Below are 22309 nucleotides of genomic sequence, written 5' to 3'. Positions count from 1 at the left end.
TGTTGCGTGGAAGCTAACCAGCCTTTAGGTCTTGGCAGCAAGTGGCGCCGGCAAACACGCGACCGGCGCGGAGGAATTCTTCGCCCGCATGCGATCCAGGACAACGACAATAGCGGTGCTGGCCTGGCTGTTTCTCGCCAGTGGTGCGAACGCTGAGACGCTGCTGATCGGCGTCGCAGCACCGCTATCCGGCCCATCGGCAGTCCTCGGCAGGCAGATCGAGGCGGGCGCCGGCCTGGCGGCAGAAGCGAACGGCGTCCAGCTCAAGATGGTCGACGACAGCTGCACGGCCGACGGCGGGGCTGCTGCAGCCAGGGAATTCGTCGCGGCGAAGGTCAACGTGGTCGTGGGCTTTCTTTGCACCGAGGCGGTCGAGGCGGCTCTGCCGATCCTGAAGGAGGCCAGCTTACCGGTCATCACCGTCGGCGTGCGTACCGAAAGCCTGACCGACCGGCGCGCCAAGACCGGCTGGCCAGTCTTTCGTCTCGGGCCGCGTGGCGACGACGAGCGCAACGCCGTTGCCTCCATCCTCACGCGTCAATGGCAGAACGAACTGTTCGCCATCATCGACGACGGCACGATCTACGGTCGCGAAATCGCCGAGACGCTTCGGGCGGCAGCCGAACAGGCAGCGCTGAAACCGGTGTTTGTCGACACGTTCCGGCCGCAGCTCGACAATCAGATCGGACTGGTCGGGCGGCTGAAGAAGGCCGGCGCAACGCATGTCTTCGCCGGCGGCGACGGCAGCGATGTCGCCATCATGGGCCGCGACGCCGGCCAGCTCGAGGCCGGCATCACATTTGCCGGCGGCGAAACGCTGCGCACGCAGCCCGGCGACGTGCCTTATGCCCAGGGCACACTGATGGTCGCGCCGCCCGAATGGGCCGATGTCGCCGATCCCAAGGTGCTGGAAAGCTTTGCCACACAAAAGATCGAGCCGGACGGCTACACGCTGCCGGCCTATGCGGCGGTCGAGATCGCCAAGGCGGCCTCGGCCCTGGCGGAAAGCTCCGGCAAGCCAATGGCCGATGCGCTCACCGCGCATGACTTCAGCACCGCGATCGGCCCCATCCGCTTTGACGGCAAGGGCGACTTGACCGAGAACCTCTATCGGGTCTTTCGTTTTAACGGTGCGCATTTCGTGCCGGCGGAGGCCAAATGATGTTTCGCACAGGGCCGCGCAATCTCATCACCGATGTCGCCGGCGTGTGTGTCGGCAACGCTTCCGATGTCAGGCTGAAATCCGGAGTGACCACGGTCGTCTGCGACGAACCGGCGGTGGCCGGTGTGCAGATCCTGGGCGGCGCACCCGGCACCCGCGAGACCGACCTGCTCGAGCCGCACAATTCGATCGAGGCGATCCATGCCGTGGTGCTTTCGGGCGGCTCGGCCTTCGGCCTCGATGCCGCCTCCGGCGTGCAGGCGGCGCTGCGCGAAAAGGGCATCGGCGTGGAGGTCGGCGGCTTTCGCGTACCGATTGTGCCAGCGGCGATCCTGTTCGACCTGCGCAATGGTGGCGACAAGAATTGGGGCCGCTATCCGCCCTACCGCGACCTCGGCTATGAGGCGGCACAGGCAGTCGGCAGCGACTTTCCGCTGGGCACGGTCGGCGCCGGCACCGGTGCATTGAGCTCCGGCCTCAAGGGCGGTCTCGGCTCGGCCTCGACGGTGCTCGACAGCGGCGTCACCATCGGCGCGCTGGCCGCCGTCAACCCGACCGGTTCGGTGACGATCGCCCGTAGCAGGCACTTCTGGGCGGCGCCCTTCGAAATCGGCGACGAGTTCGGCGGGCTTGGCTATCCTTCGCCGATGCCGGAAGACGCAAAGAGAATCCTGCTGAAGTTCCGCGACAGGCAGGTCGGGAGTCGAACGGAGGTCGGCGGCAACACCACCATCGCCGTGATCGCCACGGACGCCGTTCTCACCAAGTCCGCCGCCAAACGCCTTGCGATATCTGCGCATGACGGCTTCGCCCGCGCCATTTGGCCGACGCACACGCCGGCCGACGGGGATCTGGTCTTCGCGCTGGCAACCGGCAAGAGCGGCATCGAACTTGCGCCCAACGACGCTATCGAACTCTATGCAGCGGCTGGCGCCACCGTGGCGCGCGCTATCAGCCGCGGCGTCTTCGCCGCGACGCCTGCCGATGGCGACCTGTTTCCGGTCTGGTCATCGCGCTGATCGACACACCGTGCTCAACTGGGCCTGATCAGGTGGGGTCGGATTTTTCTTCCTCGAAGGTGACCGCAACATCCGAATTTGCCGACAGCCGTACTTTCTGACCCTCCACCTCGGCAACGAGACTGAGCGGAATGAAGTGATGATGACCCTTGTGAGCGCCCTCGCCGCTATCGCGCTTGGTCAGCTTGATTCGCTGTCCCTCAACCCTGTCGACGGTGCCGACATGGACGCCGTCGGCGCCGATCACTTCCATATGTTCGCGAATGCTGGCTGCATCGGTCATTGTGAGTTCTCCATTTGAAGCTGCCGACAATAACAAATGAGGGCACGATTGGATGCATCGGCTTTGCGTTTCACGTCGCACGACGTTTTGACCGCGTCGTGATAGTGATTGAATCGACCTTGGCTGCCGGGAGTAACACCATGCGATTCCTTGTCCTGTTTGCCGTTTCCCTACTTGCCCAGTTCGCAATGTCGTTCGCCGCCAATGCCGGCGATGTCGCCGAGCTTGAAATCCTCGGCTTCACGGGAGATGGCAGCGTCTTCGCCTTCGAGGAATATGGCATTCAGGACGGATCAGGATTTCCCTATGCCAATCGCTATTACATCAACACGGCCGACGACAGTTTCCTCAAGGGCGCGCCGATCAGAGTGCGGCTTGACGACGAGAACGCGACGCTTGAGGCAGCGCGTCTTGAGGCCCGGCAAAAAGGCGAAGCCATCGTCAAGCAGGCCGAACTTGCCGCAAACCGCGGCATCACTGCCGGCTTCAACCCGGTGACCGAACTTTCGGCCGATCCGTTCCGCATGGTGGTCAACCCGCGGCCGATCTTTTCGCCGGTCGATGATCCGCTCGAATTTCGGCTCGAGGAGATCGGCATGAACGATACCGAAAGCTGCCAGAGCCTGGGCGAGATCAACGGCTTTCGCCTGCTGCGCATCGAGGCGAAAGACGGCGGCAAGACTGCGCTTCTGCATGAGGACAAGTCGATCCCCAAAAGCAGAGGCTGTCCGAACGGCTACCGGATCGGCGCGGTGCAGACATTCTCGTTGCAGGGCCTCAGCGCCTATGCCGTGCTGATAGCGGTGCGCCAATACGGCTTCGAGGGGCCGGACTATCGCTGGATCGCGGTGACCGGCCGGCTGTGACGCTGTTCCCCGTCATAGGCAACCGCGTCCTAGATCGAATCCGCAAGGCCTTGCCATCGCCGGGCGCCATGGTTTGCGGCGCCCTGCTTTGGGCTGCGGCAATGGGCGCCAGCGCGCTTCTCAATCTGCTGTTCGACGACTGGGAGACCCCGGCAAAGATCCGCTTCGTCTCGTTGCTCTATGCAGCCGGCGGCGCGCTCGCCTTTCCGGTTGGCCTATTTCTGGCGCGGCTCGTCTCGCTCGGACGGCATTGGCAAGTTGCCTTGGCGGCCGCATTTGTCTGCCTTCTTGCTACTACGATCGGCCTCACCGGCGGGCTGTTTGCACTGCACTATCGTTCCTACTATGCCCAATGGCATGAACCCGCGCTGACCGTCGCCTGGTCAGTCCAGTTTGTGCACACCGTGGCAACGGCGTTCTATCAATTCATCGTTCTGGGCATCCGGCTTTATTTTCCGCTTGGTTTCATCGCGCTCGCTCTCGCCAGCATCTGGTTTGCGCGCCAGCAGCGTTGAGCATTCCGTCTGCCTCTGTTAGGACGCGGGCGAACGCCCTCGCAAGTCAGGACTGACCGATGATCCCTCGCTACTCCCGGCCGGAAATGGTTGCCATCTGGTCGCCCGAAACCCGGTTCCGCATCTGGTTCGAGATCGAGGCTTACGCTTGCGATGCACTGGCCGAGCTCGGCGTGATCCCAAAGGAGGCCGCCAAGACCATCTGGGAAAAAGGCGGGGCCGCGAAGTTCGACGTCGACGCCATCGACGAGATCGAGCGCGTCACCAAGCACGACGTCATAGCCTTCCTCACCCATCTCAGCGAATTCGTCGGGCCGGATGCCCGCTTCATCCATCAGGGCATGACGTCCTCGGACGTTCTCGACACCTGCTTTGCCGTGCAACTCACTCGCGCCAGCGACATCCTTCTGGCCGACATCGACGGCCTGCTTGCGGCGCTCAAGCGCCGCGCCTTCGAACACAAGGACACCATCACCATCGGCCGCAGCCACGGCATCCATGCCGAGCCGACCACTTTCGGCGTGAAGCTGGCGCAGGCCTATGCCGAATTCTCACGCTGCCGCGAACGGCTGGTCCACGCGCGTGAGGATATTGCGACGTGTGCCATATCAGGTGCTGTCGGCACCTTCGCCAACATCGATCCCTATGTCGAAGAGCATGTGGCCAAGAAACTCGGATTGAAGCCGGAGCCGGTGTCGACGCAGGTGATCCCGCGCGATCGCCACGCGATGTTCTTCGCCACGCTCGGCGTCATCGCCTCGTCGATCGAGCGGCTGGCGACGGAAATCCGTCATCTGCAGCGCACCGAAGTGCTGGAGGCGGAAGAGTATTTTTCGCCCGGCCAGAAAGGCTCGTCGGCGATGCCGCATAAGCGCAACCCGGTGCTGACCGAAAACCTCACCGGCCTAGCGCGCATGGTGCGTTCGTTCGCGCTGCCGGCGATGGAGAACGTGGCGCTCTGGCACGAGCGCGACATTTCGCATTCGTCGGTCGAGCGCATGATCGGGCCGGACGCGACCGTTACGCTCGATTTCGCGCTGTCGCGGCTGACCAGCGTCGTCGACAAACTGCTCGTCTATCCCGACAACATGCTGAAGAACATGAACAAGTTCCGCGGCCTCGTGCATTCGCAACGTGTTCTTCTGGCGCTGACCCAGGCGGGCGTTAGCCGTGAAGACGCCTACCGGCTGGTGCAGCGAAACGCCATGAAGGTGTGGGAGCAAGGCGCTGATTTCCTTGATGAACTTTTGGCTGACAAGGAGGTCACGTCAGCCTTGCCCGAGGCCGAGATCCGTGAAAAATTCGATCTTGGCTATCACACCAAGCATGTCGACACGATTTTCAGGCGCGTGTTCGGGGAGGCGTGATGATTTCGGCCGCCGGAGAATTCGATTTTCTTGCCCTGCCGGGGCGCGGTAATTCCGGGCCGGATCACTGGATGTCGCATTGGTGCCGGGCATTCCCCAATTCCAGCCGCGTGCTGCAGGCCGAATGGGACAGGCCGAACCCCGAGGACTGGATTGGCCGGGTGGACGCCGCAATTGCCGCGGCACCTCGGCGCGTGGTGCTGCTTGCGCACTCACTGGCGGTGGCGACAGCGGTGAAGTGGGCGGCCGGCGCCAGCGAAAGCCAGCTCAACAAGGTTGCAGGCGCGTTGCTGGTTGCCGCAACCAATGTCGAGGACCCTGATCCGTCCTTCGACCTGGTTCGTCCCTTTGCGCCGATGCCGCTGAAACGCTTGCCGTTTCCGACCCTGGTGGTGGCCAGCCGCACCGATCCGCGTGTCAGGTTCGACCAGGCTACGGCCTTCGCCGCGGCCTGGGGCGCGGACCTCGCCGATGCCGGCGATCTCGGCCATATGGGGAACGAGACCCGCCTCGGCCTTTGGCCGGCGGGCCTGCTCATGCTCGGCCGGCTGCTGGAAAAGGCCCGGCTCTAAGCCGCTTCCGAAACGCTCAAGCCTTGCCGGGAACGGTTCTGATCACCGTTCCCCATGGGTCTTCGCGGGTCGTCGCATCAGCCACATTATCCGAGCGCATTTCGACCCAGGCGAGGCCAGACCGAGAAGCGTCGCGACGGCCGGCACCAGCACTCTGCCATGCATTGGCGCCGATATGGTGGTGATATCCGCCTGACGACAGGAACACCGCCGCGCTGCCATATTTCGCCACCGTGTCGAAGCCGAACTCTTGGTGCCACCAGGCTTCGGCGTCTTCCGGCCTGCCGACGCGCAGATGGACGTGGCCGATGATGCTGTTGTCCGGCATGCCCTGCCAGCCGGCATCGCCGGACGGCACTTCGGCAACGACAGAGGGGATGTTCAGCCGTTCGGTTGCCATCGCGATCTTGTCGCCATTCCACTTCCAGTCCCCACGCGGGCGGTCGGCATAGATCTCGATGCCGTTGCCTTCAGGATCGGTCAGGTAAAGCGCCTCGCTGACCAGGTGGTCGGAAGCGCCCTCGATGCCGATCTTGTCCGCGATGGCATGATTGATCCAACGGCCGAGATCGGCCCGGCTGGGCAGCAGGAAGGCGGTGTGAAAGAGGCCGGCGGTGCGCGGATCGTCGGGTTTCGCCGCGGCATCCGCCTCGATGTCAAGCAAGGGACGGTTGGCGGCGCCCAACGTGATCGTGCCACCGGCGCGGCCCAGTTCCCGCAGGCCGACAACGTTGCGATAATAGGCAGCGAGGCTTTCCGCATCCCGCGCGCGCAACCCGACGCGGGAAACGCTGACCGGGGTGGTGGCGGCAAAAGGCAGTTCGCTCATCAAATTCTCCGTTCGGGCAGCCTTCGACGAGATCCCCAAAACCAGGAGCCCGGCGCCACCCACCACTATACGTCGTGTCAGTCCCAAAATCCTGGTTTCCTTACACGGCTGTTTCATTCCTACCGACAGATCATCGATCGCGATCGTTCACACAAGATGGCAAGATGCGAACATGGTGTTCACAATTGTGAGCAGTTGCACCGATTATCGCGGTTGCACGAAACCGTGCCGCTCGCTACATGCGCGCCATGAAAGTCAGGGATGCAGATATTCTCATCGTGCCGGGCTACACCAATTCCGGGCCCGACCATTGGCAGAGCCGCTGGCAATCGAAATTGTCGACGGCACGCCGCGTCGAGCAGGCAGAATGGTCGAAGCCGGTGCGCGAAGACTGGACGGCGAGCGTGGCGAAAGCGGTCAACGAGGCCGAGCGGCCGGTCGTCATCGTCGCGCATTCGCTCGGCGTTGCGACGGCGGTTCAGGCCATGCCGCAATTCCAACGCCCGGTGGCCGGAGCCTTCTTCGTGGCGCCACCCGACGTCGCCAATCCGAAGATAAAACCCAGGCACCTGATGACCTTCGGTCCCTACCCGCGCGAGCCGCTGGCATTCCCCTCTGTGGTGATCGCCAGCCGCAACGACCCGTTCTGCGCGTTCGATGTCGCCGAGGACATTGCCGGAGCCTGGGGCTCGCTGTTCATCGATGCCGGCGATGCCGGCCATCTCAATGCCGATTCCGGCTTCGGCCCATGGCCCGAAGGATCGATGACTTTTGCGAAGTTCCTGACGGACCTTTAGGACTCGATCGAGTCCTTGACGCTCTTCAGCAGGGTCTTTGCCCCCAGACCGATCAGCGCATGCTCGGAGCCCATGGCCAGCAGCCGATAGCCCATCGACACGACACGGCCGGCGATGGCCGGCTCGACGACGTAGATTGCGGCGTGCTTGCCGGCCTTGCGTGTCCGCTCGGCGATCGAAGCGACGGTTTCCATCATGCCTTCGAGCGTCGAGTTGACGGTGGCGCCGTTCGACCAGGCAATAGAGAAATCCGATGGGCCGAGGAAGATGCCGTCAATACCTGGCGTGTCGAGAATGCCGTCGAGCGCATCGAGGGCGGCGCGCGTCTCGATCATGGCGAAGGCCATGGTGCGCTCGTTGCTGTCGCGCAGCCAGTCGGCATAGTCACCCTTGCCATGACGTGGAAAGGCATAGGTTGGACCCCAGGAGCGCTCGCCGAGCGGCGGGTACTTCATGGCCGCGGCAAACAGCCTGGCGTCCGCCACCGAATTCACCATCGGCGCAATCACCGCCTCGGCGCCGAAATCGAGCGCGCGGCTGGCCATGTCGAAGCGGCCGACCGGAATGCGCACCAGCGCCGGTTTGTTGGCGGCCAGCACCGGCCCAAGGCCGCGCAGCACGCTGTCCTCGTGATGTCCGCCATGCTGCATATCGAGCGTAACGGCATCGAAGCTCTGTCTGGCGAGGATTTCCACCGTCAAGGCATCCGGCACGCCGGACCATGCGGTGCATAACGTTTCATCCGCCGCCAGGCGTGATTTCAGGGACATTAAGTGCCTTCCTTTGCTCTCTACTTGCTCTCGCATCGGCCCGGAACCGGTTTTCGGAACGCACGATACGAGAGGGTGTTAGGGCAGTTTCAGCCGGAAACGGCGGCAAAGGCAAAGAAAAACCGCCCGGCTAGGCCGAGCGGTCGATTGGTCCAGCAGGTCGATTTGGCGCAGAGAGAGATCATGTGTTCTTGATCTGTTCAATCGCCTGCGCCATCAGATCGTCCATGGTGCGGCGAATCTGATGGTCCGACTGGTCGACGCCGGCTTCGTCGAAATCCTTGCGGATCTTGCGGAAAACGTCGTGATCGCCGGCTTCCTCGATGTCGGCGACAACCACCTGCTTGGCATAGGCTTCGGCATCAGCGCCGGATTTGCCCAGCTTTTCGGCAGCCCACATGCCGAGCGCCCTGTTGCGGCGCGCCGAGGCTTTGAACCGAAGTTCCTCGTCGAATACGAATTTGCGCTCGAAGCCCTCTTCGCGGTCCTTCATATCGATCATTGCGTCCCTCCGTTCAAATCCGATTCGTTGATGTTGAATATGTGTTTCCGCTGCACAAACCAAAAGGCCGCGGACCGGTCAATATGCTACATCACTTGCTGCGCTGCGGCATTTCATTCCGGAAAGCGGTTGATTGAAAGGATTTGCCGATTGAGCAAACAGTGCGATTGGGATAGACACCGGCATTGAACCCCTACCGTTGCCGCACTAATTTAGGCGGACGGACAGGAACTGGTCGCTTGCCGCCTGTCCGGAAATCCAGAGAAAAATCAGATGAAAAATCGCCGCCGCATTTATGAAGGCAAGGCCAAGATCCTCTATGAGGGACCTGAGCCGGGGACGCTGATCCAGTTCTTCAAGGACGACGCGACCGCTTTCAACAAGAAGAAGCACGAAATCGTCGATGGCAAGGGCGTGCTCAACAACCGCATTTCCGAGCACATCTTCAATCATCTCAACCGGATGGGCATTCCGACCCACTTCATCCGCCGGCTCAACATGCGCGAGCAGCTGATCAAGGAAGTCGAGATCATCCCGCTCGAGGTTGTCGTGCGCAATGTCGCCGCCGGTTCGTTGGCCAAGCGCCTCGGCATCGAGGAAGGCACGGTCCTGCCGCGGTCGATCATCGAATTCTATTACAAGGCCGACGCGCTCGACGACCCGATGGTGTCCGAAGAGCACATCACCGCTTTCGGCTGGGCGAGCCCGCAGGAGATCGACGACGTCATGGCTCTGGCCATCCGCGTCAACGACTTTCTCTCCGGTCTGTTCATGGGCGTTGGCATCCAGCTCGTCGACTTCAAGATCGAGTGCGGCCGCCTATTCGAGGGCGACATGATGCGCATCGTCGTTGCCGACGAGATCTCGCCGGACTCCTGCCGTCTGTGGGACGTGGCGACCCAAGACAAGCTCGACAAGGACCGTTTCCGCCGCGACATGGGTGGGCTGGTCGAAGCCTATCAGGAAGTCGCCCGCCGCCTCGGCATCATGAACGAGAACGAGCCGCCGCGTCCCGCCGGACCGGTGCTCGTCGCCTCGACCGATGGCGTCAAAGGCAAGCCGCACTGAGATTTTTGCCGCTCAACACTTCGAACAGGAGCATGTCTAGCGTGATCAAGGCCCGCATTACCGTAACCCTCAAGAACGGCGTGCTCGACCCGCAAGGCAAGGCGATCGAACATGCGCTGTCCGGGATGGGCTTTGACGGCGTCGGCCAGGTGCGGCAGGGCAAGGTCTTCGACGTCGAGCTTGCAGAGAACGACAAGGCGAAGGCCGAGGCCGATCTCAAGGCGATGTGCGACAAGCTTCTGGCGAATACGGTGATTGAGAACTATAGTGTGGCGATTACCTGAGGTTGTGCCGGAGGGGTCAATGGCGGAAGTCACGAACGAACTGATGTTCGAGCGTCTAAAGCGCGTGCATCACGAGATCGGTGAGCTTCGTCAGGATGTTTCCGAGACGAAACGGGAATTGAATGTGATGCGGGGTCATATGGTGGCAACGCAAAGCGATATTCATAACATGTATGGCATTCTCGCCCGACAAGACGAACGCCTGGAGCGTATCGATCGCCGTTTAGACCTGCGCGAACTCGCCGAAGCCCAGAGGCCTTACGAACCGAAATGAAATCAGCCGTCGTCCTCCTGCCTGGTCTCAACCGTGATCGTGACATGATCGCGGCGCTGACCAAAATTTCGGGAACGCCGCCGGTCACGGTCTGGCAGACCGACACCGAAATCCCCGATGTCGACTTGATCGCCATTCCGGGTGGCTTTTCCTTCGGCGACTATCTGCGCTGCGGGGCGATTGCCGCGCGCATGCCTGTCATGCGGGCGGTCGCCGAAAAGGCAGCCAAGGGCGTGACGGTGATCGGCGTCTGCAACGGCTTCCAGATCCTGGTCGAGGCCGGCCTTTTGCCGGGCGCCTTGATGCGCAACACATCGCTGAAATTCGTCTGCCGGCAGGTCAAGCTGCAGATTGCCAATGCCAACACGATGTTCACCCGCCGCTATCAGCCGGGCCAGATCATCCGCTCGCCGGTGGCGCATCACGACGGCAATTACTTTGCCGACGCCGAGACGCTCCGCAGGCTCGAAGGCGAAGGCCAGGTCGTGTTCCGCTATGCCGAAGGCACCAACCCCAACGGCTCGATCAACGACATCGCCGGCATCATCAACGGCCAAGGCAATGTGCTCGGCCTGATGCCGCATCCCGAGAACCTGATCGAAGCAGCACATGGCGGCAGCGACGGCCGGGCGCTGTTCGAAAGTGCCCTCGGCATTGCCGCTTGATATCCCTAGCATTCATCCTTTTTCGCGAACTCGAAATAGGCGCCGCATGAGCCTGAGACAGACGATCGCCCGCCTCGCTCTCGTCGCCGCCGCCGGCCTTGTGCTCGCCTCCTGCCAATCGAAGCCTAAGAGCGCGCCGGCGCCCTCGGGCAAGAGCGCGTCGCTGCTTGCAATGGAACAGGTGGCGATCGCAGCCCACAAATGCTGGATCGCCAGCAAGGATGCTGCCTTCAAGCCTTACCAGATGGCCAATGAGCTGAATTCGTTCACCGGCACGCCGCGCTTCCTGCTGGTCCCGGTCAAGCACTATGGCGGAAAGCCGTTGCTGGTCGTGCAGGCGCAAGGCAATTCACGTCGCATCGACGTCTTCGGTCCGCTGATGGACGAGCCGCTCGGTGCACGCATCGGCTCGGACATTGCCCGCTGGCAGACTGGTAATCCGGCTTGCGGTGCGGCGGCGTAGCGCCATGGGCCGCTTCCTGCAGATAGCGGGGCTGGTCATAGGTCTGGCCGGGCTTGTCCTGCAAATCTGCATCACCGTTCCGGCGTCGATGGAAGCAGACCGTAGCTTCGTTGGCTCGCTGGTCTTCTACTTCAGCTTCTTCACCATCCTGACCAATATCGGCGCAGTGCTCGTGCATGTTTCGCTGCTGTCACCCGCTGGCTATGCCTGGTTTCCGGCTTTTGCCGGGCCGCGGATGCGGGCGGGCGTTGCGGTTGCCATAACACTGGTCTTCATCGTCTATGCGACGGTCCTGGCGCAGCTTTGGCAGCCGCAGGGCCTGTTCCTGCTCTGCGACGTCCTGCTGCACTACGTAACGCCGGTGCTGTTCGTGCTGTGGTGGCTTGCGGCAGGCGCCGACGGCTCGACACGGTGGCGCGACATCTCTTGGTGGATGATCTATCCGGTCGCTTATTTGGCCTATGTATTGGCGCGGGCGCCGATATCGGGCGAAGTGCCCTACCCGTTCCTCAACGTCGCCAAGAACGGCGCGGCCAGCGTCGCCGTTTCGGCGCTCGGCATCACCGGTCTTTTTCTGGTGCTGTGCATAGTCGCCGTGCTTGCCGACCACGGTATCTCACGGATGAGGAGCCCTGGCGTCCATCAAGGTACGAAAAGGGCTACCTGAGACCGTGTCTTCTTAAGATGACACTGGCTCAATGTGTCTTTCAGTCCCAGAACGGCCGCAGACCCTCACGGTGGGCATCGCAGCGCGAGACGCCGATATCCTTGAGCTGATCGTCGGTCATCTCCAGCAATATCAGCCGGCTGCGCCGACGATCGACCATGGCGTCGATCCACTTGAACAGCGATTTGGCCACGCGGACGAGACGATTGACATAGGTCCTCCGACCTGATGGCCGCGTCATCCGTAACCCAGCTTCTGCATAATGAGTTGTATCGATTGTACCCATTGTCTTTCCGCCAACACCTGTGATTGTAACCCTTTTATCACCGGACGCTGATATGTATTGACTCATATTCCGGCGCAATATAGAAAATTGTCACCATGACAAGTTGGCTTCCAGATCTCACCACAGGCACCGGTCCGCTCTATCAACGGCTGGCGGATTCCATTGAAACGGACATCGATCGGGGCGTGATCGATGCAGGGACAAAACTGCCGCCGCAGCGCGATCTGGCATATGATATCGGCACGACGGTCGGCACAGTCGGCCGGGCCTACCAGTTGTTGCGCGAGCGCGGACTGGTCAGCGGCGAAGTCGGGCGCGGAACCTATGTCCTGACGCAGCGCCCGGACGTCGCGAAGCCGGATTTCCTGGAACCCGTCGCGCAAGGCACGCGCTACTACTTCGATGCGCCTCGCGACAAACTGCGCCTCGACAGCACGGCCGCGCCCGACACTGGCCAGGGCGCCATTGTCGCCGATGTGCTTTCGCGCGCAACGCAGGACTATCCGCACGAGATTTCAAGCTACACGCGCGATTTCCCGGACCGCTGGTTTGAGGCCGGCAGAAGCTGGCTGTCGCGCAATTCCTATCGCCCGGCCCCGGATACCATCGTTCCGACGCTCGGCACCCATGCCGCGGTGATGGCAGCAATTGCAGGGCTCACCACTCCCGGCGACTATGTCGTCTTCGAGCACCTCACCTACTCGCAGATTTCCCGCAGCGCCGGCCTGATCGGGCGCCGGACCGCACTGGTGGCGGCGGACGACGGAGGCATCGATCCCGAGGATTTCGAGCGCATCTGCGCGCAAAAACATCCGAAAATAATGTTCCTGATGCCGACGGCCAAGAACCCGACGCTGGTGACGCTGTCGGCAACGCGCCGTGAGGCCATCGCGCGTGTCGCCCGTCAATACAATGTCGTCCTGATTGAGGATGATCTCTATGGCGGCATGACAGACGACCCAACGCCGTTGCTCGCCGAATATGCGCCGGAACGGACAATCGTTGCCGGCGGCCTGTCGAAATCGGTCGCCGCGGGTGTTCGTAGCGGCTGGCTAGCCTGCCCGCCGGCCTATCGCCATCGCATCAGGGTCGCCCACAAGATGATGACCGGTGGCCTCCCGTTCCTGCTGGCAGAGGTAGGCAGCCGGCTGGTGCTGTCCGGCCAGGCCAGTGAGATGCGCAAACGCAGCATTGCCGAAATCAGCGCGCGCATAGCGATCGTGCGCGAGACACTCGACGGCTTCGATTTCAAGGCGTTGGATACCGTGCCCTTCGTTTGGCTGACTTTGCCCGATCCATGGCTTTCCGGCACCTTCAAGCAAGCCTGCCTCGAGCATGGCGTACTGATCGACGATGAGGACGAGTTCAAGGCAGGGCGCTCCGAACAGGTTTTCCATGGCGTCCGCTTTGGCGTGTCACAGCCGGAACGGCGAGAGGACTTAGCGCATGGTCTGGCGGTAATCAGGCGGCTTCTGGACGAAGGCCGTGCCGGCTACGACAGTTTCTCCTGAACCGGCTTGAAACCGGCGGGTCGAGTGGCGATCTTTCGCTACTTGCTGCCCTTGTGGCTTTCCATCGTTTTTCGTCGCTTGATGGGTGTATCGGCGGCAAAGCTTGCGATAAGACGGGACTCGATCCCCAGGACACAAATTGCCGCCCATGACCATTTCCAATTCCGTGCCGATCACTCCGGACCTCATCGCCGCGCACGGGCTGAAGCCCGACGAATATCAGCGCATCCTCGACCTGGTCGGGCGTGAACCGAGCTTTACCGAACTCGGCATCTTCTCGGCGATGTGGAACGAACACTGCTCCTATAAATCCTCGAAGAAGTGGCTGCGCACACTGCCGACATCAGGTCCGCGGGTCATCCAGGGTCCGGGCGAGAATGCCGGCGTGGTCGACATCGGCGACGGCGACTGCGTCGTCTTCAAGATGGAGAGCCATAATCACCCCTCCTACATCGAACCCTATCAGGGAGCTGCGACCGGGGTCGGCGGCATATTGCGCGATGTCTTCACCATGGGCGCACGGCCGATCGCGGCGATGAACGCCCTGCGCTTCGGTGCGCCGGATCATCCCAAGACCAAACACCTCGTTGCCGGCGTCGTTTCCGGCGTTGGCGGCTATGGCAATTCCTTCGGTGTGCCGACGGTCGGCGGTGAGGTCAATTTCGACGCACGCTACAATGGCAACATCCTGGTCAATGCGTTCGCGGCGGGGCTCGCCAAGACCGATGCGATCTTCCTGTCGGAAGCCAAGGGCGTCGGCCTGCCGGTCGTCTATCTCGGCGCCAAGACCGGACGCGACGGCGTCGGTGGCGCGACGATGGCCTCGGCCGAGTTCGACGACAAGATCGACGAGAAGCGGCCCACCGTTCAGGTCGGCGACCCGTTCACTGAAAAATGCCTGCTCGAAGCTTGCCTCGAACTGATGGCGTCAGGCGCGGTCATCGCCATCCAGGACATGGGCGCGGCCGGCCTCACCTGTTCGGCGGTCGAGATGGGCGCCAAGGGCGATCTCGGCATAGAGCTCGACCTCGACAAGGTGCCGGTGCGCGAGGAACGCATGAGCGCCTACGAAATGATGCTGTCGGAGAGCCAGGAGCGCATGCTGATGGTGCTGCGCCCCGAAAAGGAAAAGGAGGCCGAGGCGATCTTCCACAAATGGGGCCTCGATTTCGCCATCGTCGGCAAGACCACCGACGATCTGCGCTTTCGCGTGCGGCACCAGGGCGACGAGGTCGCCGATCTGCCGATCAAGGATCTCGGCGACAAGGCGCCGGAATATGACCGCCCGTGGGCCGAGCCGAAGAAGCCGGCGCCGCTGGCGGCTGGCGACGCACCACAGGCGGATGTCGCCGAGGCGCTGTTGAAACTGCTTGGCGGACCCGATCTTTCCTCGCGCCGCTGGGTATGGGAACAGTACGACACGCTGATCCAGGGCAATTCGCTGCAGCTTCCGGGCGGCGATGCCGGTGTGGTGCGCGTCGAAGGTCATCCGACCAAGGCGCTTGCCTTCTCTTCCGACGTGACGCCGCGCTATTGCGAGGCCGACCCTTATGAAGGCGGCAAGCAGGCGGTGGCCGAATGCTGGCGCAACCTCACCGCCACCGGCGCACTGCCGCTCGCGGCCACCGACAACCTCAACTTCGGCAATCCGGAACGGCCCGAGATCATGGGCCAGTTGGTCGGCGCCGTGAAAGGCATCGGCGACGCCTGCCGCGCGCTCGGCTTTCCGATCGTCTCCGGCAATGTCTCGCTCTACAACGAAACCAACGGGCAAGGCATCTTGCCGACCCCGACCATCGGCGGCGTCGGACTGATCGACGACTGGTCGAAGATGACGCGGATCGGCTTTGCCGCCGAGGGCCAGATGATCCTGCTGGTCGGCGCGCCGTCCAAGTGGGGAACGCATCTCGCCCAGTCGGCCTATATGCGCGACATTCACGGCCGCACCGACGGCCCGCCGCCGCCGGTCGACCTCGACCATGAAAAGCGCGTCGGCGACCATGTACGCGCCCTGATCGCCTCCGGCGTCGTTACATCAGCGCATGATGTTTCCGACGGCGGCATCGCTGTCGCGCTGGCCGAGATGGCGATGGCATCCGGCATCGGCGCGACCGTCCCCGGCCTGGTCGGGACCGATCCGATCCCGGTCTGGTTCGGCGAGGATCAGGGCCGCTATCTCTTGACGCTGTCGGTCGATCCGCAGAGTGACGAATGGGATACTATTCGCGAACAGCAAAGCAAGCTCGGCATCTTTGCGCCGTGGATCGGCTCGACGGGCGGCGGCGAATTGAAACTCGGCGAGGCGCGTGCGATACCGGTCAGCGAATTGACCGCAGCCCACGAATCCTGGTTTCCTCGCTTCATGGGAACGGAATAAGGTAGCACCTATGGCAATGGACGCGCACGACATCGAACGGCTGATCAAGGAAGGCATTCCGGACGCCAAGGTGACGATCCGCGACCTGGCCGGCGACGGCGACCACTATGCGGCCGAGGTGGTGGCCGAGAGCTTTCGCGGAAAAAGCCGCGTCCAGCAGCATCAGATGGTCTATGACGCGCTGAAGGGCAATATGGGCGGTGTGCTGCACGCGCTCGCCTTGCAGACCAGCGTGCCGGACTGATTTTCCGCGCCTGGTCACCTTTTCGCCGAGACGGCAATGATCGGCCCTGCCGGGTAGTTTCCGCCGACGATCATCCTCTCGCCATTCGACAGCGCCGAAACCACTCCGTCGAAGAAAAGCGCGTTGGGGCAATGCAACGCATCACGGAACAGGCGTGCAAAGCTGCCGAGACTGACTTGCGAGCGTGAGATCGCCAGCATGATCGTGTTTTCGTCGCGCACCCCAACGCCGTTGCGAATGTAACGCGACGTGCCGTTCGCCTCGAAGCGAGGATGAGGCCGGCCGTCGATCACCAGCATCGGCCCGGACTGCGTGGCGAACGCCACATCCGGCTTCGCGGCGGCATAGGTGTTCGTTTCCATGATCGCCGCCTTGCCGTCGTTGCGGACCAGGAACACACCATTCGGCTTCAAGAAGAAATTGCCTTCGCCGTCAGCGAGGTTGAGCGGCGCCTTCTCCTGGCCATCCTCAATAAGAAGGCCGACCGGCGTCAGGTCCTCATGATACATGCCAGCGTTCATGGCGAGCAGCACCGGCCTGCCCTCGCCCGACATCGCCTTGTCGAACTTTTCCAGCGAGCCGAAGGCTTTGCCGTCGTCGCCGGCGTGCAAGACGCCGGTGTCATAGGCGCGAAGATCGATCTCGCAGACGATGTATGGAACTGTCTCAAAGCTAAGATCGCGGCATGGCCCGGGCAGCTCGTAGCCGATAACGACAGGCGGGTGTTCCGATGGCCTGCGCCACCAGATAGAGGCAAGCACAATGAGCAGAACACCAATTAGGAACGCCGCGCTATATCGCCTTCTCATCGCTTCCCTGGGAAAATAGCTGCCCGATGCTCTTGGCCCAATATCAGGCCATCCTTTGCGCCATTTGCGTGACGATGCGGCAAACGTCTTGTTTCAGGCAACCTATGGGTTTATTTGAAGGGTATGTTTCGAGCCTGGCTCCCGCGGGCATGAAAGGATTCTCTATGAGCGGTATTAACGACTACATCGACAGCGAGGTGAAGGGCAACGAAGTCGTTCTCTTCATGAAGGGCACGCCCGGTTTCCCGCAATGCGGTTTTTCCGGTCAGGTCGTGCAGATCCTCGACTATATCGGCGCCGACTACAAGGGCGTGGACGTGCTGACCTCGGCCGAGCTGCGGCAAGGCATCAAGGAATACTCAAACTGGCCGACGATCCCTCAACTCTACGTCAAGGGTGAGTTCGTTGGCGGCTGCGACATCATCCGCGAGATGTTCCAGGCAGGCGAATTGCAGACGTTCCTGGTCGAAAAGGGCGTGAGCGTCAAAGGCGCAGCCTGAATTCTGTTGTGCATGATCCTTCCGAAAGTCGGTTCCCGACTTTCGGGGGCTTGCGCTAAACGCCGGGCCAGCCCCCATCTCGGCAGACTAATTACCCCCGGTGTCGGGGCACAAGACGAATGAAGGCGCCGGCGCACCGGCGCTTTTTCGTTTGAAGATCGGACTTTGCCGTGGATCAGCATGCACAAGCGCCGCAACAGGCAAGCACCTTGCCTATTCCGCGCTGGGAGTTCATCGCGCTATGCGCGGCCTTGATGGCGCTCAACTCGCTGGCCATCGACATCATGCTCCCGGCGCTGCAGCAAATCGGCGCCTCGCTGGGCGTGGAGAATGAAAACCACCGCCAATACGTGATTGCCGCTTACATTCTGGGCTTTGGCGGCGGACAGCTGTTCTTCGGCCCGATCTCGGACCGATTTGGACGCCGTGCTCCACTCGTCGTCGGACTGGTGATCTATGTCGCGGCAGCGGCTGCGGCGGCAATCGCGCCGACATTCGCCACCCTTATCCTGTGCAGGGTTGTGCAAGGTATCGGCGCCGCGGCCACACGCGTCATCGCCGTCTCGATCGTGCGCGACACGTTCGACGGCCGGCGCATGGCTGAAGTCATGTCGCTGATCTTCATGGTGTTCATGGCAATTCCGGTGGTGGCGCCCGGCATCGGCCAATTCATCATGCTGTTCGCGACCTGGCACGTGATCTTCATCACCATGGCGGCAGGGGCGCTGATCGTGTCGGCGTGGGCACTGCTGCGCCTACCCGAAACACTACATCCCGAACACCGCAGGCCGCTAACTGCCGAATCCATCATCGGCGGCTTCCGCATCGTGCTGACCAATCGCATGGCACTTTGCTACGCCTTCGCCAGCACTTTTGCCTTCGGCGCGATGTTCGGCTTCATCAACTCGGCGCAGCAGATCTACGTCGGCGTTTTTGGCGTCGGCGAGATGTTCCCGGTGATTTTCGCAGGGATAGCCGGCGTGCTCGCCTTTTCGAACTATTTGAATTCGCGCCTTGTCGGCCGTATCGGCATGCGCCGTCTGTCGCAGAGCGCACTGCTCTTGTTTCTGGCCATCAGCCTCGCCTGGCTGGTTGTTTCCATCCAAATGAAGATGCCGCTCTGGCTTTTCATCGCCTTCTTTGCTTGCGCGATGGTCCCGTTCGGCGCACTTGGCGCGAATTTCAACGCACTCGCCATGGAGCCGCTCGGCCAACTGGCTGGCACCGCATCGTCCATTCTGGGTTTCATGCAGACCTTCCTCGGCGGCCTGCTTGGCACGCTGATCGGTCAAGCCTTCAACGGCACGGTGACGCCCTTGGCCGCCGGATTCTGCAGCGTGTCGCTTGGCGCGTTGGTGATGGTGCTGATCGCGGAACGCGGCAAGTTCTTCCGGCCGCAGAACCCGCCGGTTTAGGCGGGATGCATTCAACCTGAATGATCCCCGGCAAAGCCTACTCCGCCCAGAGCTCGCGTCGCAGTTCGCGCCAGCTTTCCTTGTCCGGCGCGGCGATGATGCCGCCATCGACATGCGACGGCAGATAGGGGCCGCCGTCGAACCGTGCCGCATAACCGCCTGCCTCGGCATGGATCAGCACACCGGCCAGATGATCCCACGGCATCAGCTTGTTGTAGACGGCGAAATGGCCATAGCCGCTCGCCAACAGCCGATATTCATGAGCCGCGCAGCGATAGGCGAACTGCGACAGGCACTTTGTCTGGTTACGCGCCAGCCGGGATCGTTCCGGCTCGGGTAGATACTGCCAGGAGACCGCACCGGTCATCGCCGAGATCGGCACAGGCTTGGCGACATGCACCTTCTCTATGCTGCCATGCGCATGCCGTATGTGGCTGCCAGCGCCCTTGGCGCCGATCAGCCAGTCCTTGCCGACGGGATCGTGAATGATGCCGGCGACGGTCTCGCCCTTCACCACGACACCGAGCATGACGCCAAACAGCGGCACACCGGAGGCGAAGTTGAAGGTGCCGTCGACCGGATCGATGACGAAGGCGAGATCGGCCTCACCGAGGCCTTGGAGCAGCGCCGGATCGTCGGAACAGGCCTCTTCGCCCACGATCATCGCCTTGGGGTAGCGCTCACGCAGCCTGACGGTGATGAGCCGTTCGGCATTCACGTCGGCCTCCGTCACCAGGTCGGCTGCCGAGGTTTTCTGGCGGACCTCGCCCTCATCCAGCCGGCGAAAGCGCGGCATGATCTCGGCTATGGCAGCGTCGGACAGAAGGTTGGCAAGCCAGTCGATCGCGGTGTCGTCAAATGTCATCGGCTTGCCTTGTGGTGAGGGTCTCGTTGAGAGCGGCGAAATCGAACAGCTTTCTGTCGAGCAGATGCGAGGGCCGCACATTGGTCATGGCGTGGATCATCGTGTCCTTGCGGCCGGGCATGCGCTTTTCCAGGTCGTCGAGCATCGCCTTCATCGCATTGCGCTGCAAGCCATCCTGGCTGCCGCACAGATCGCACGGGATGATCGGAAACTTCATGGCGCCGGCGAATTTTTCGAGATCGGCCTCGGCGCAATAGGCGAGCGGCCGCAGCACCATGACGTCGCCGTCGTCGTTGAGCAGTTTTGGCGGCATGGCGGCAAGCCGCCCGCCATGGAACAGGTTCATGAAGAAGGTTTCGAGAATGTCCTCGCGATGGTGGCCGAGCACCAGCGCCGAGCAACCTTCCTCCCGCGCGATGCGGTAGAGATGGCCGCGCCTGAGCCGCGAGCACAGCGAACAGTAGGTGCTGCCCTCGGGAAGCTTGTCGGTCACCACCGAATAAGTGTCCTGATATTCGATGCGGTGCGGGATGGCGTATGTATTGAGATAGTCGGGCAATATGTGTTTGGGAAAATTGGGCTGGCCCTGGTCGAGGTTGCAGGCCAACAGCTCTACCGGCAGCAGCCCGCGCCATTTGAGGTCGAGCAGCAAAGCGAGCAGGCCGTAGGAATCCTTGCCGCCCGACAAGGCAACCAGCCAGCGATCGCCTGGCCTCACCATCGAAAAATCGTCGATCGCCTGACGGGCGAGACGCAGCAGCCGTTTGCGCAGCTTGTTGAACTCGACGGAGGACGGCACATCGGCAAACAGCGGATGAAAGCCGCCTGCGGCATCGGCGATCGGTTCGAGTGTCTTGGCATCTGGCAGCATGTTCATGGCGCGTCGGCCCCAAAGGTCCTTGTTGCTGCCCGGATTAGCGCATCGGCCCGAAAATCGAAATCGATTTTCGGATGCCCAAAAGAAAAGGCCGCCTCGAGGGCGGCCTTCGATGCTGTCGCAGATGAAGAAATCGATCAGCGCGAATAGAATTCGACGACCAGGTTCGGTTCCATCTGCACGGCGAAGGGAACATCCGACAGGCCGGGGATGCGCCCGAAGGTCGCGGTCATCTTGTTGTGGTCGACCTCGATGTAGTCAGGCACGTCGCGCTCGGCCAAGCCTACCGATTCCAGGACGATCACCAGCTGCTTCGACTTTTCGCGCACTTCGATAACGTCGCCCGGCTTGCAGCGGTACGAGCCGATGTTGACGCGCTTGCCGTTGACATTGATGTGACCGTGATTGACGAACTGGCGGGCGGCAAAAATGGTCGGCACGAACTTGGCGCGATAGACGACGGCGTCGAGACGCGATTCGAGCAGGCCGATCAGGTTCTCCGAGGTGTCGCCCTTGCGGCGGTCCGCCTCTTCATAGACCTTGCGGAACTGCTTTTCCGAAACGTCGCCGTAGTGACCCTTCAGCTTCTGCTTGGCACGCAGCTGCAGGCCGAAATCGGAAAGCTTGCCCTTGCGGCGCTGGCCGTGCTGGCCGGGACCGTATTCGCGCTTGTTGACCGGGGACTTCGGGCGACCCCAGATGTTTTCGCCGAGACGGCGGTCGATCTTGTATTTCGCGGATTCGCGCTTGCTCATCGCATTCCCTTTCAAAACAATACACCCGGAACCTCATGGTCCGGGTGAAGGAAACGCGCCCTCCTCTGGCCCCCGTTTTCGAGACCTGACAGGGTTCTCCCACGCAACGCGGCGGAAAACCCACGGGACACGTCATTTACAAGACCCGGGAAAATAGAGAGCTTCCCAAACGTCTTGCGCACATAAAGAAACCACCGGGCGTTGCGGCCCGGTGTTGGTGGGCTGATTAAACGGAGATTTAACCGGTGTCAAGCTTGCGGCTGGCGTCGGTGATGGCAGGCGGATGCGGCCCAACCGCCGCGGCTCGGCCGCGGCTATCAAACCATGGAACCGGAACCGACCTCCCTGCCTGGTGCGGACGAGCGGCTAGTGTTTCGATTTCTTCTCCGGCAGGCCTTTGCGCTTGGTCTCGGCGAATTCCTCGAGCTGCTTTTCGCTCATGGATTTGTACATTCCTTTCGAAGCGCCTTTGAGTTCGCTCTTCTTGGTCTCGCCACGCTTGGCGGACAATGCCGCGCCGGCGGCTTTCTGCTGGGCCTTTGATGTGGCTGGCATGATCGTTTCTCC

Annotated in this window: 28 protein-coding genes; 18 read left to right on the top strand and 10 right to left on the bottom strand. The window is 62.0% G+C overall.

Annotated features, from left to right (window positions below):
* The first annotated feature begins 88 nt into the window (after window positions 1-88).
* The gene (locus tag AC0L26_RS06375) at window positions 89-1162 is read left to right on the top strand and encodes a branched-chain amino acid ABC transporter substrate-binding protein (protein ID WP_473631779.1); all 1074 of its coding nucleotides are present in this window, start codon (window positions 89-91) and stop codon (window positions 1160-1162) included.
* Window positions 1162-2181 carry a P1 family peptidase gene (locus AC0L26_RS06370; protein ID WP_473632138.1) on the top strand — a complete coding sequence of 340 codons (1020 nt, stop codon included), beginning with the start codon at window positions 1162-1164 and terminating at the stop codon, window positions 2179-2181. The genes AC0L26_RS06375 and AC0L26_RS06370 overlap by 1 nt, the downstream gene beginning before the upstream one ends.
* A 28-nt stretch (window positions 2182-2209) precedes the next feature.
* Here the strand turns inward: AC0L26_RS06370 and AC0L26_RS06365 are convergent, their stop codons facing one another.
* Window positions 2210-2464, bottom strand: coding sequence for a DUF2171 domain-containing protein (locus AC0L26_RS06365; RefSeq protein WP_473631778.1), 255 nt, complete (start codon window positions 2462-2464; stop codon window positions 2210-2212).
* A gap of 140 nt (window positions 2465-2604) precedes the next feature.
* Between AC0L26_RS06365 and AC0L26_RS06360 the strand changes: the two genes are divergently transcribed.
* Genes AC0L26_RS06360 through AC0L26_RS06345 form a run of 4 tightly spaced genes read left to right on the top strand, consistent with a single transcriptional unit; the run spans window position 2605 to window position 5784 of the window.
* Window positions 2605-3330: a DUF2259 domain-containing protein gene (locus AC0L26_RS06360; protein ID WP_473631777.1), complete on the top strand. Its 726-nt coding sequence runs from the start codon at window positions 2605-2607 to the stop codon at window positions 3328-3330.
* On the top strand, window positions 3327-3845 hold the full coding sequence (locus AC0L26_RS06355; protein WP_473631776.1) for a hypothetical protein: 519 nt from the start codon (window positions 3327-3329) through the stop codon (window positions 3843-3845). The genes AC0L26_RS06360 and AC0L26_RS06355 overlap by 4 nt, the downstream gene beginning before the upstream one ends.
* Before the next feature lie 59 nt (window positions 3846-3904).
* A complete protein-coding gene (purB, locus tag AC0L26_RS06350) occupies window positions 3905-5212 on the top strand; it encodes an adenylosuccinate lyase (RefSeq protein WP_473631775.1) in 1308 nt (435 codons plus the stop codon).
* Entirely contained in the window at window positions 5212-5784 is a 573-nt protein-coding gene (locus tag AC0L26_RS06345) for an RBBP9/YdeN family alpha/beta hydrolase (RefSeq protein WP_473631774.1), read from the top strand. Before purB ends, AC0L26_RS06345 begins: the two co-directional genes overlap by 1 nt.
* Before the next feature lie 16 nt (window positions 5785-5800).
* Here the strand turns inward: AC0L26_RS06345 and AC0L26_RS06340 are convergent, their stop codons facing one another.
* The gene (locus AC0L26_RS06340; RefSeq protein WP_473631773.1) at window positions 5801-6613 is read right to left on the bottom strand and encodes a VOC family protein; all 813 of its coding nucleotides are present in this window, start codon (window positions 6611-6613) and stop codon (window positions 5801-5803) included.
* 248 nt (window positions 6614-6861) lie between these two features.
* Here AC0L26_RS06340 and AC0L26_RS06335 point away from each other — a divergent pair, with 248 nt between their 5' ends.
* Entirely contained in the window at window positions 6862-7410 is a 549-nt protein-coding gene (locus tag AC0L26_RS06335; RefSeq protein ID WP_354493498.1) for an RBBP9/YdeN family alpha/beta hydrolase, read from the top strand.
* Here the strand turns inward: AC0L26_RS06335 and AC0L26_RS06330 are convergent.
* Window positions 7407-8180, bottom strand: a complete 774-nt coding sequence (locus AC0L26_RS06330; RefSeq protein WP_473631772.1) for an HpcH/HpaI aldolase family protein — start codon at window positions 8178-8180, stop codon at window positions 7407-7409. The two genes, AC0L26_RS06335 and AC0L26_RS06330, sit on opposite strands and share 4 nt — an antisense overlap.
* 181 nt (window positions 8181-8361) lie before the next feature.
* A complete protein-coding gene (locus AC0L26_RS06325) occupies window positions 8362-8682 on the bottom strand; it encodes a DUF1476 domain-containing protein (protein ID WP_473631771.1) in 321 nt (106 codons plus the stop codon).
* A gap of 273 nt (window positions 8683-8955) precedes the next feature.
* On the opposite strand from AC0L26_RS06325, the gene purC reads away from it, so the two are divergent.
* From purC to AC0L26_RS06295, 6 genes are read left to right on the top strand one after another with little or no spacing between them, the layout of a single operon-like run.
* Window positions 8956-9750, top strand: a complete 795-nt coding sequence (gene purC / locus AC0L26_RS06320; RefSeq protein ID WP_023674725.1) for a phosphoribosylaminoimidazolesuccinocarboxamide synthase — start codon at window positions 8956-8958, stop codon at window positions 9748-9750.
* A gap of 41 nt (window positions 9751-9791) precedes the next feature.
* Complete coding sequence (gene purS, locus AC0L26_RS06315) at window positions 9792-10034, top strand: phosphoribosylformylglycinamidine synthase subunit PurS (RefSeq protein WP_473632137.1); 243 nt, start codon at window positions 9792-9794, stop codon at window positions 10032-10034.
* 19 nt (window positions 10035-10053) lie between these two features.
* Window positions 10054-10308, top strand: a complete 255-nt coding sequence (locus AC0L26_RS06310) for a hypothetical protein (protein WP_473631770.1) — start codon at window positions 10054-10056, stop codon at window positions 10306-10308.
* Window positions 10305-10973, top strand: a complete 669-nt coding sequence (gene purQ, locus AC0L26_RS06305) for a phosphoribosylformylglycinamidine synthase subunit PurQ (protein WP_473631769.1) — start codon at window positions 10305-10307, stop codon at window positions 10971-10973. Before AC0L26_RS06310 ends, purQ begins: the two co-directional genes overlap by 4 nt.
* Before the next feature lie 46 nt (window positions 10974-11019).
* Window positions 11020-11436 (top strand): hypothetical protein, encoded by a 417-nt coding sequence (locus AC0L26_RS06300; RefSeq protein ID WP_473631768.1) that lies wholly within the window; start codon window positions 11020-11022, stop codon window positions 11434-11436.
* A gap of 4 nt (window positions 11437-11440) precedes the next feature.
* Window positions 11441-12103, top strand: a complete 663-nt coding sequence (locus AC0L26_RS06295) for a Pr6Pr family membrane protein (protein WP_473631767.1) — start codon at window positions 11441-11443, stop codon at window positions 12101-12103.
* A gap of 40 nt (window positions 12104-12143) precedes the next feature.
* Here the strand turns inward: AC0L26_RS06295 and AC0L26_RS06290 are convergent, their stop codons facing one another.
* Window positions 12144-12389, bottom strand: coding sequence for a DUF1127 domain-containing protein (locus AC0L26_RS06290; RefSeq protein WP_473631766.1), 246 nt, complete (start codon window positions 12387-12389; stop codon window positions 12144-12146).
* Window positions 12390-12484: 95 nt separating this feature from the next.
* Here AC0L26_RS06290 and AC0L26_RS06285 point away from each other — a divergent pair, with 95 nt between their 5' ends.
* The 3 genes from AC0L26_RS06285 to AC0L26_RS06275 all read left to right on the top strand — a co-directional run bounded on the left by AC0L26_RS06285 (window position 12485) and on the right by AC0L26_RS06275 (window position 16521).
* Window positions 12485-13900, top strand: coding sequence for an aminotransferase-like domain-containing protein (locus AC0L26_RS06285; RefSeq protein ID WP_473631765.1), 1416 nt, complete (start codon window positions 12485-12487; stop codon window positions 13898-13900).
* A gap of 148 nt (window positions 13901-14048) precedes the next feature.
* On the top strand, window positions 14049-16277 hold the full coding sequence (purL, locus tag AC0L26_RS06280) for a phosphoribosylformylglycinamidine synthase subunit PurL (protein WP_473631764.1): 2229 nt from the start codon (window positions 14049-14051) through the stop codon (window positions 16275-16277).
* Window positions 16278-16287: 10 nt separating this feature from the next.
* Entirely contained in the window at window positions 16288-16521 is a 234-nt protein-coding gene (locus tag AC0L26_RS06275) for a BolA/IbaG family iron-sulfur metabolism protein (RefSeq protein ID WP_023674714.1), read from the top strand.
* 14 nt (window positions 16522-16535) lie between these two features.
* Here AC0L26_RS06275 and AC0L26_RS06270 read toward each other — a convergent pair whose 3' ends face one another.
* Window positions 16536-17330: a phosphodiester glycosidase family protein gene (locus AC0L26_RS06270; RefSeq protein ID WP_473631763.1), complete on the bottom strand. Its 795-nt coding sequence runs from the start codon at window positions 17328-17330 to the stop codon at window positions 16536-16538.
* Between the two features lie 164 nt (window positions 17331-17494).
* On the opposite strand from AC0L26_RS06270, the gene grxD reads away from it, so the two are divergent.
* Together grxD and AC0L26_RS06260 are read left to right on the top strand one after the other, a co-directional pair.
* Window positions 17495-17830, top strand: coding sequence for a Grx4 family monothiol glutaredoxin (grxD, locus tag AC0L26_RS06265; RefSeq protein WP_145715131.1), 336 nt, complete (start codon window positions 17495-17497; stop codon window positions 17828-17830).
* A 170-nt stretch (window positions 17831-18000) separates the two neighbouring features.
* The gene (locus AC0L26_RS06260; protein WP_354493398.1) at window positions 18001-19245 is read left to right on the top strand and encodes a multidrug effflux MFS transporter; all 1245 of its coding nucleotides are present in this window, start codon (window positions 18001-18003) and stop codon (window positions 19243-19245) included.
* A gap of 37 nt (window positions 19246-19282) precedes the next feature.
* Here AC0L26_RS06260 and AC0L26_RS06255 read toward each other — a convergent pair whose 3' ends face one another.
* From AC0L26_RS06255 to AC0L26_RS06240, 4 genes are all read right to left on the bottom strand, one after another.
* Window positions 19283-20110 (bottom strand): inositol monophosphatase family protein, encoded by an 828-nt coding sequence (locus tag AC0L26_RS06255; protein WP_473631762.1) that lies wholly within the window; start codon window positions 20108-20110, stop codon window positions 19283-19285.
* On the bottom strand, window positions 20100-20987 hold the full coding sequence (gene ttcA, locus AC0L26_RS06250) for a tRNA 2-thiocytidine(32) synthetase TtcA (protein WP_473631761.1): 888 nt from the start codon (window positions 20985-20987) through the stop codon (window positions 20100-20102). Before ttcA ends, AC0L26_RS06255 begins: the two co-directional genes overlap by 11 nt.
* Window positions 20988-21124: 137 nt before the next feature.
* Window positions 21125-21742, bottom strand: a complete 618-nt coding sequence (gene rpsD / locus AC0L26_RS06245; RefSeq protein WP_029353615.1) for a 30S ribosomal protein S4 — start codon at window positions 21740-21742, stop codon at window positions 21125-21127.
* A gap of 366 nt (window positions 21743-22108) precedes the next feature.
* Window positions 22109-22297 (bottom strand): DUF3008 family protein, encoded by a 189-nt coding sequence (locus AC0L26_RS06240; protein ID WP_023717374.1) that lies wholly within the window; start codon window positions 22295-22297, stop codon window positions 22109-22111.
* Window positions 22298-22309: the final 12 nt, after the last annotated feature.

Source organism: Mesorhizobium sp. WSM4823 (genome assembly GCF_055811195.1).
This window is presented reverse-complemented; position numbering and strand designations above follow the sequence as displayed.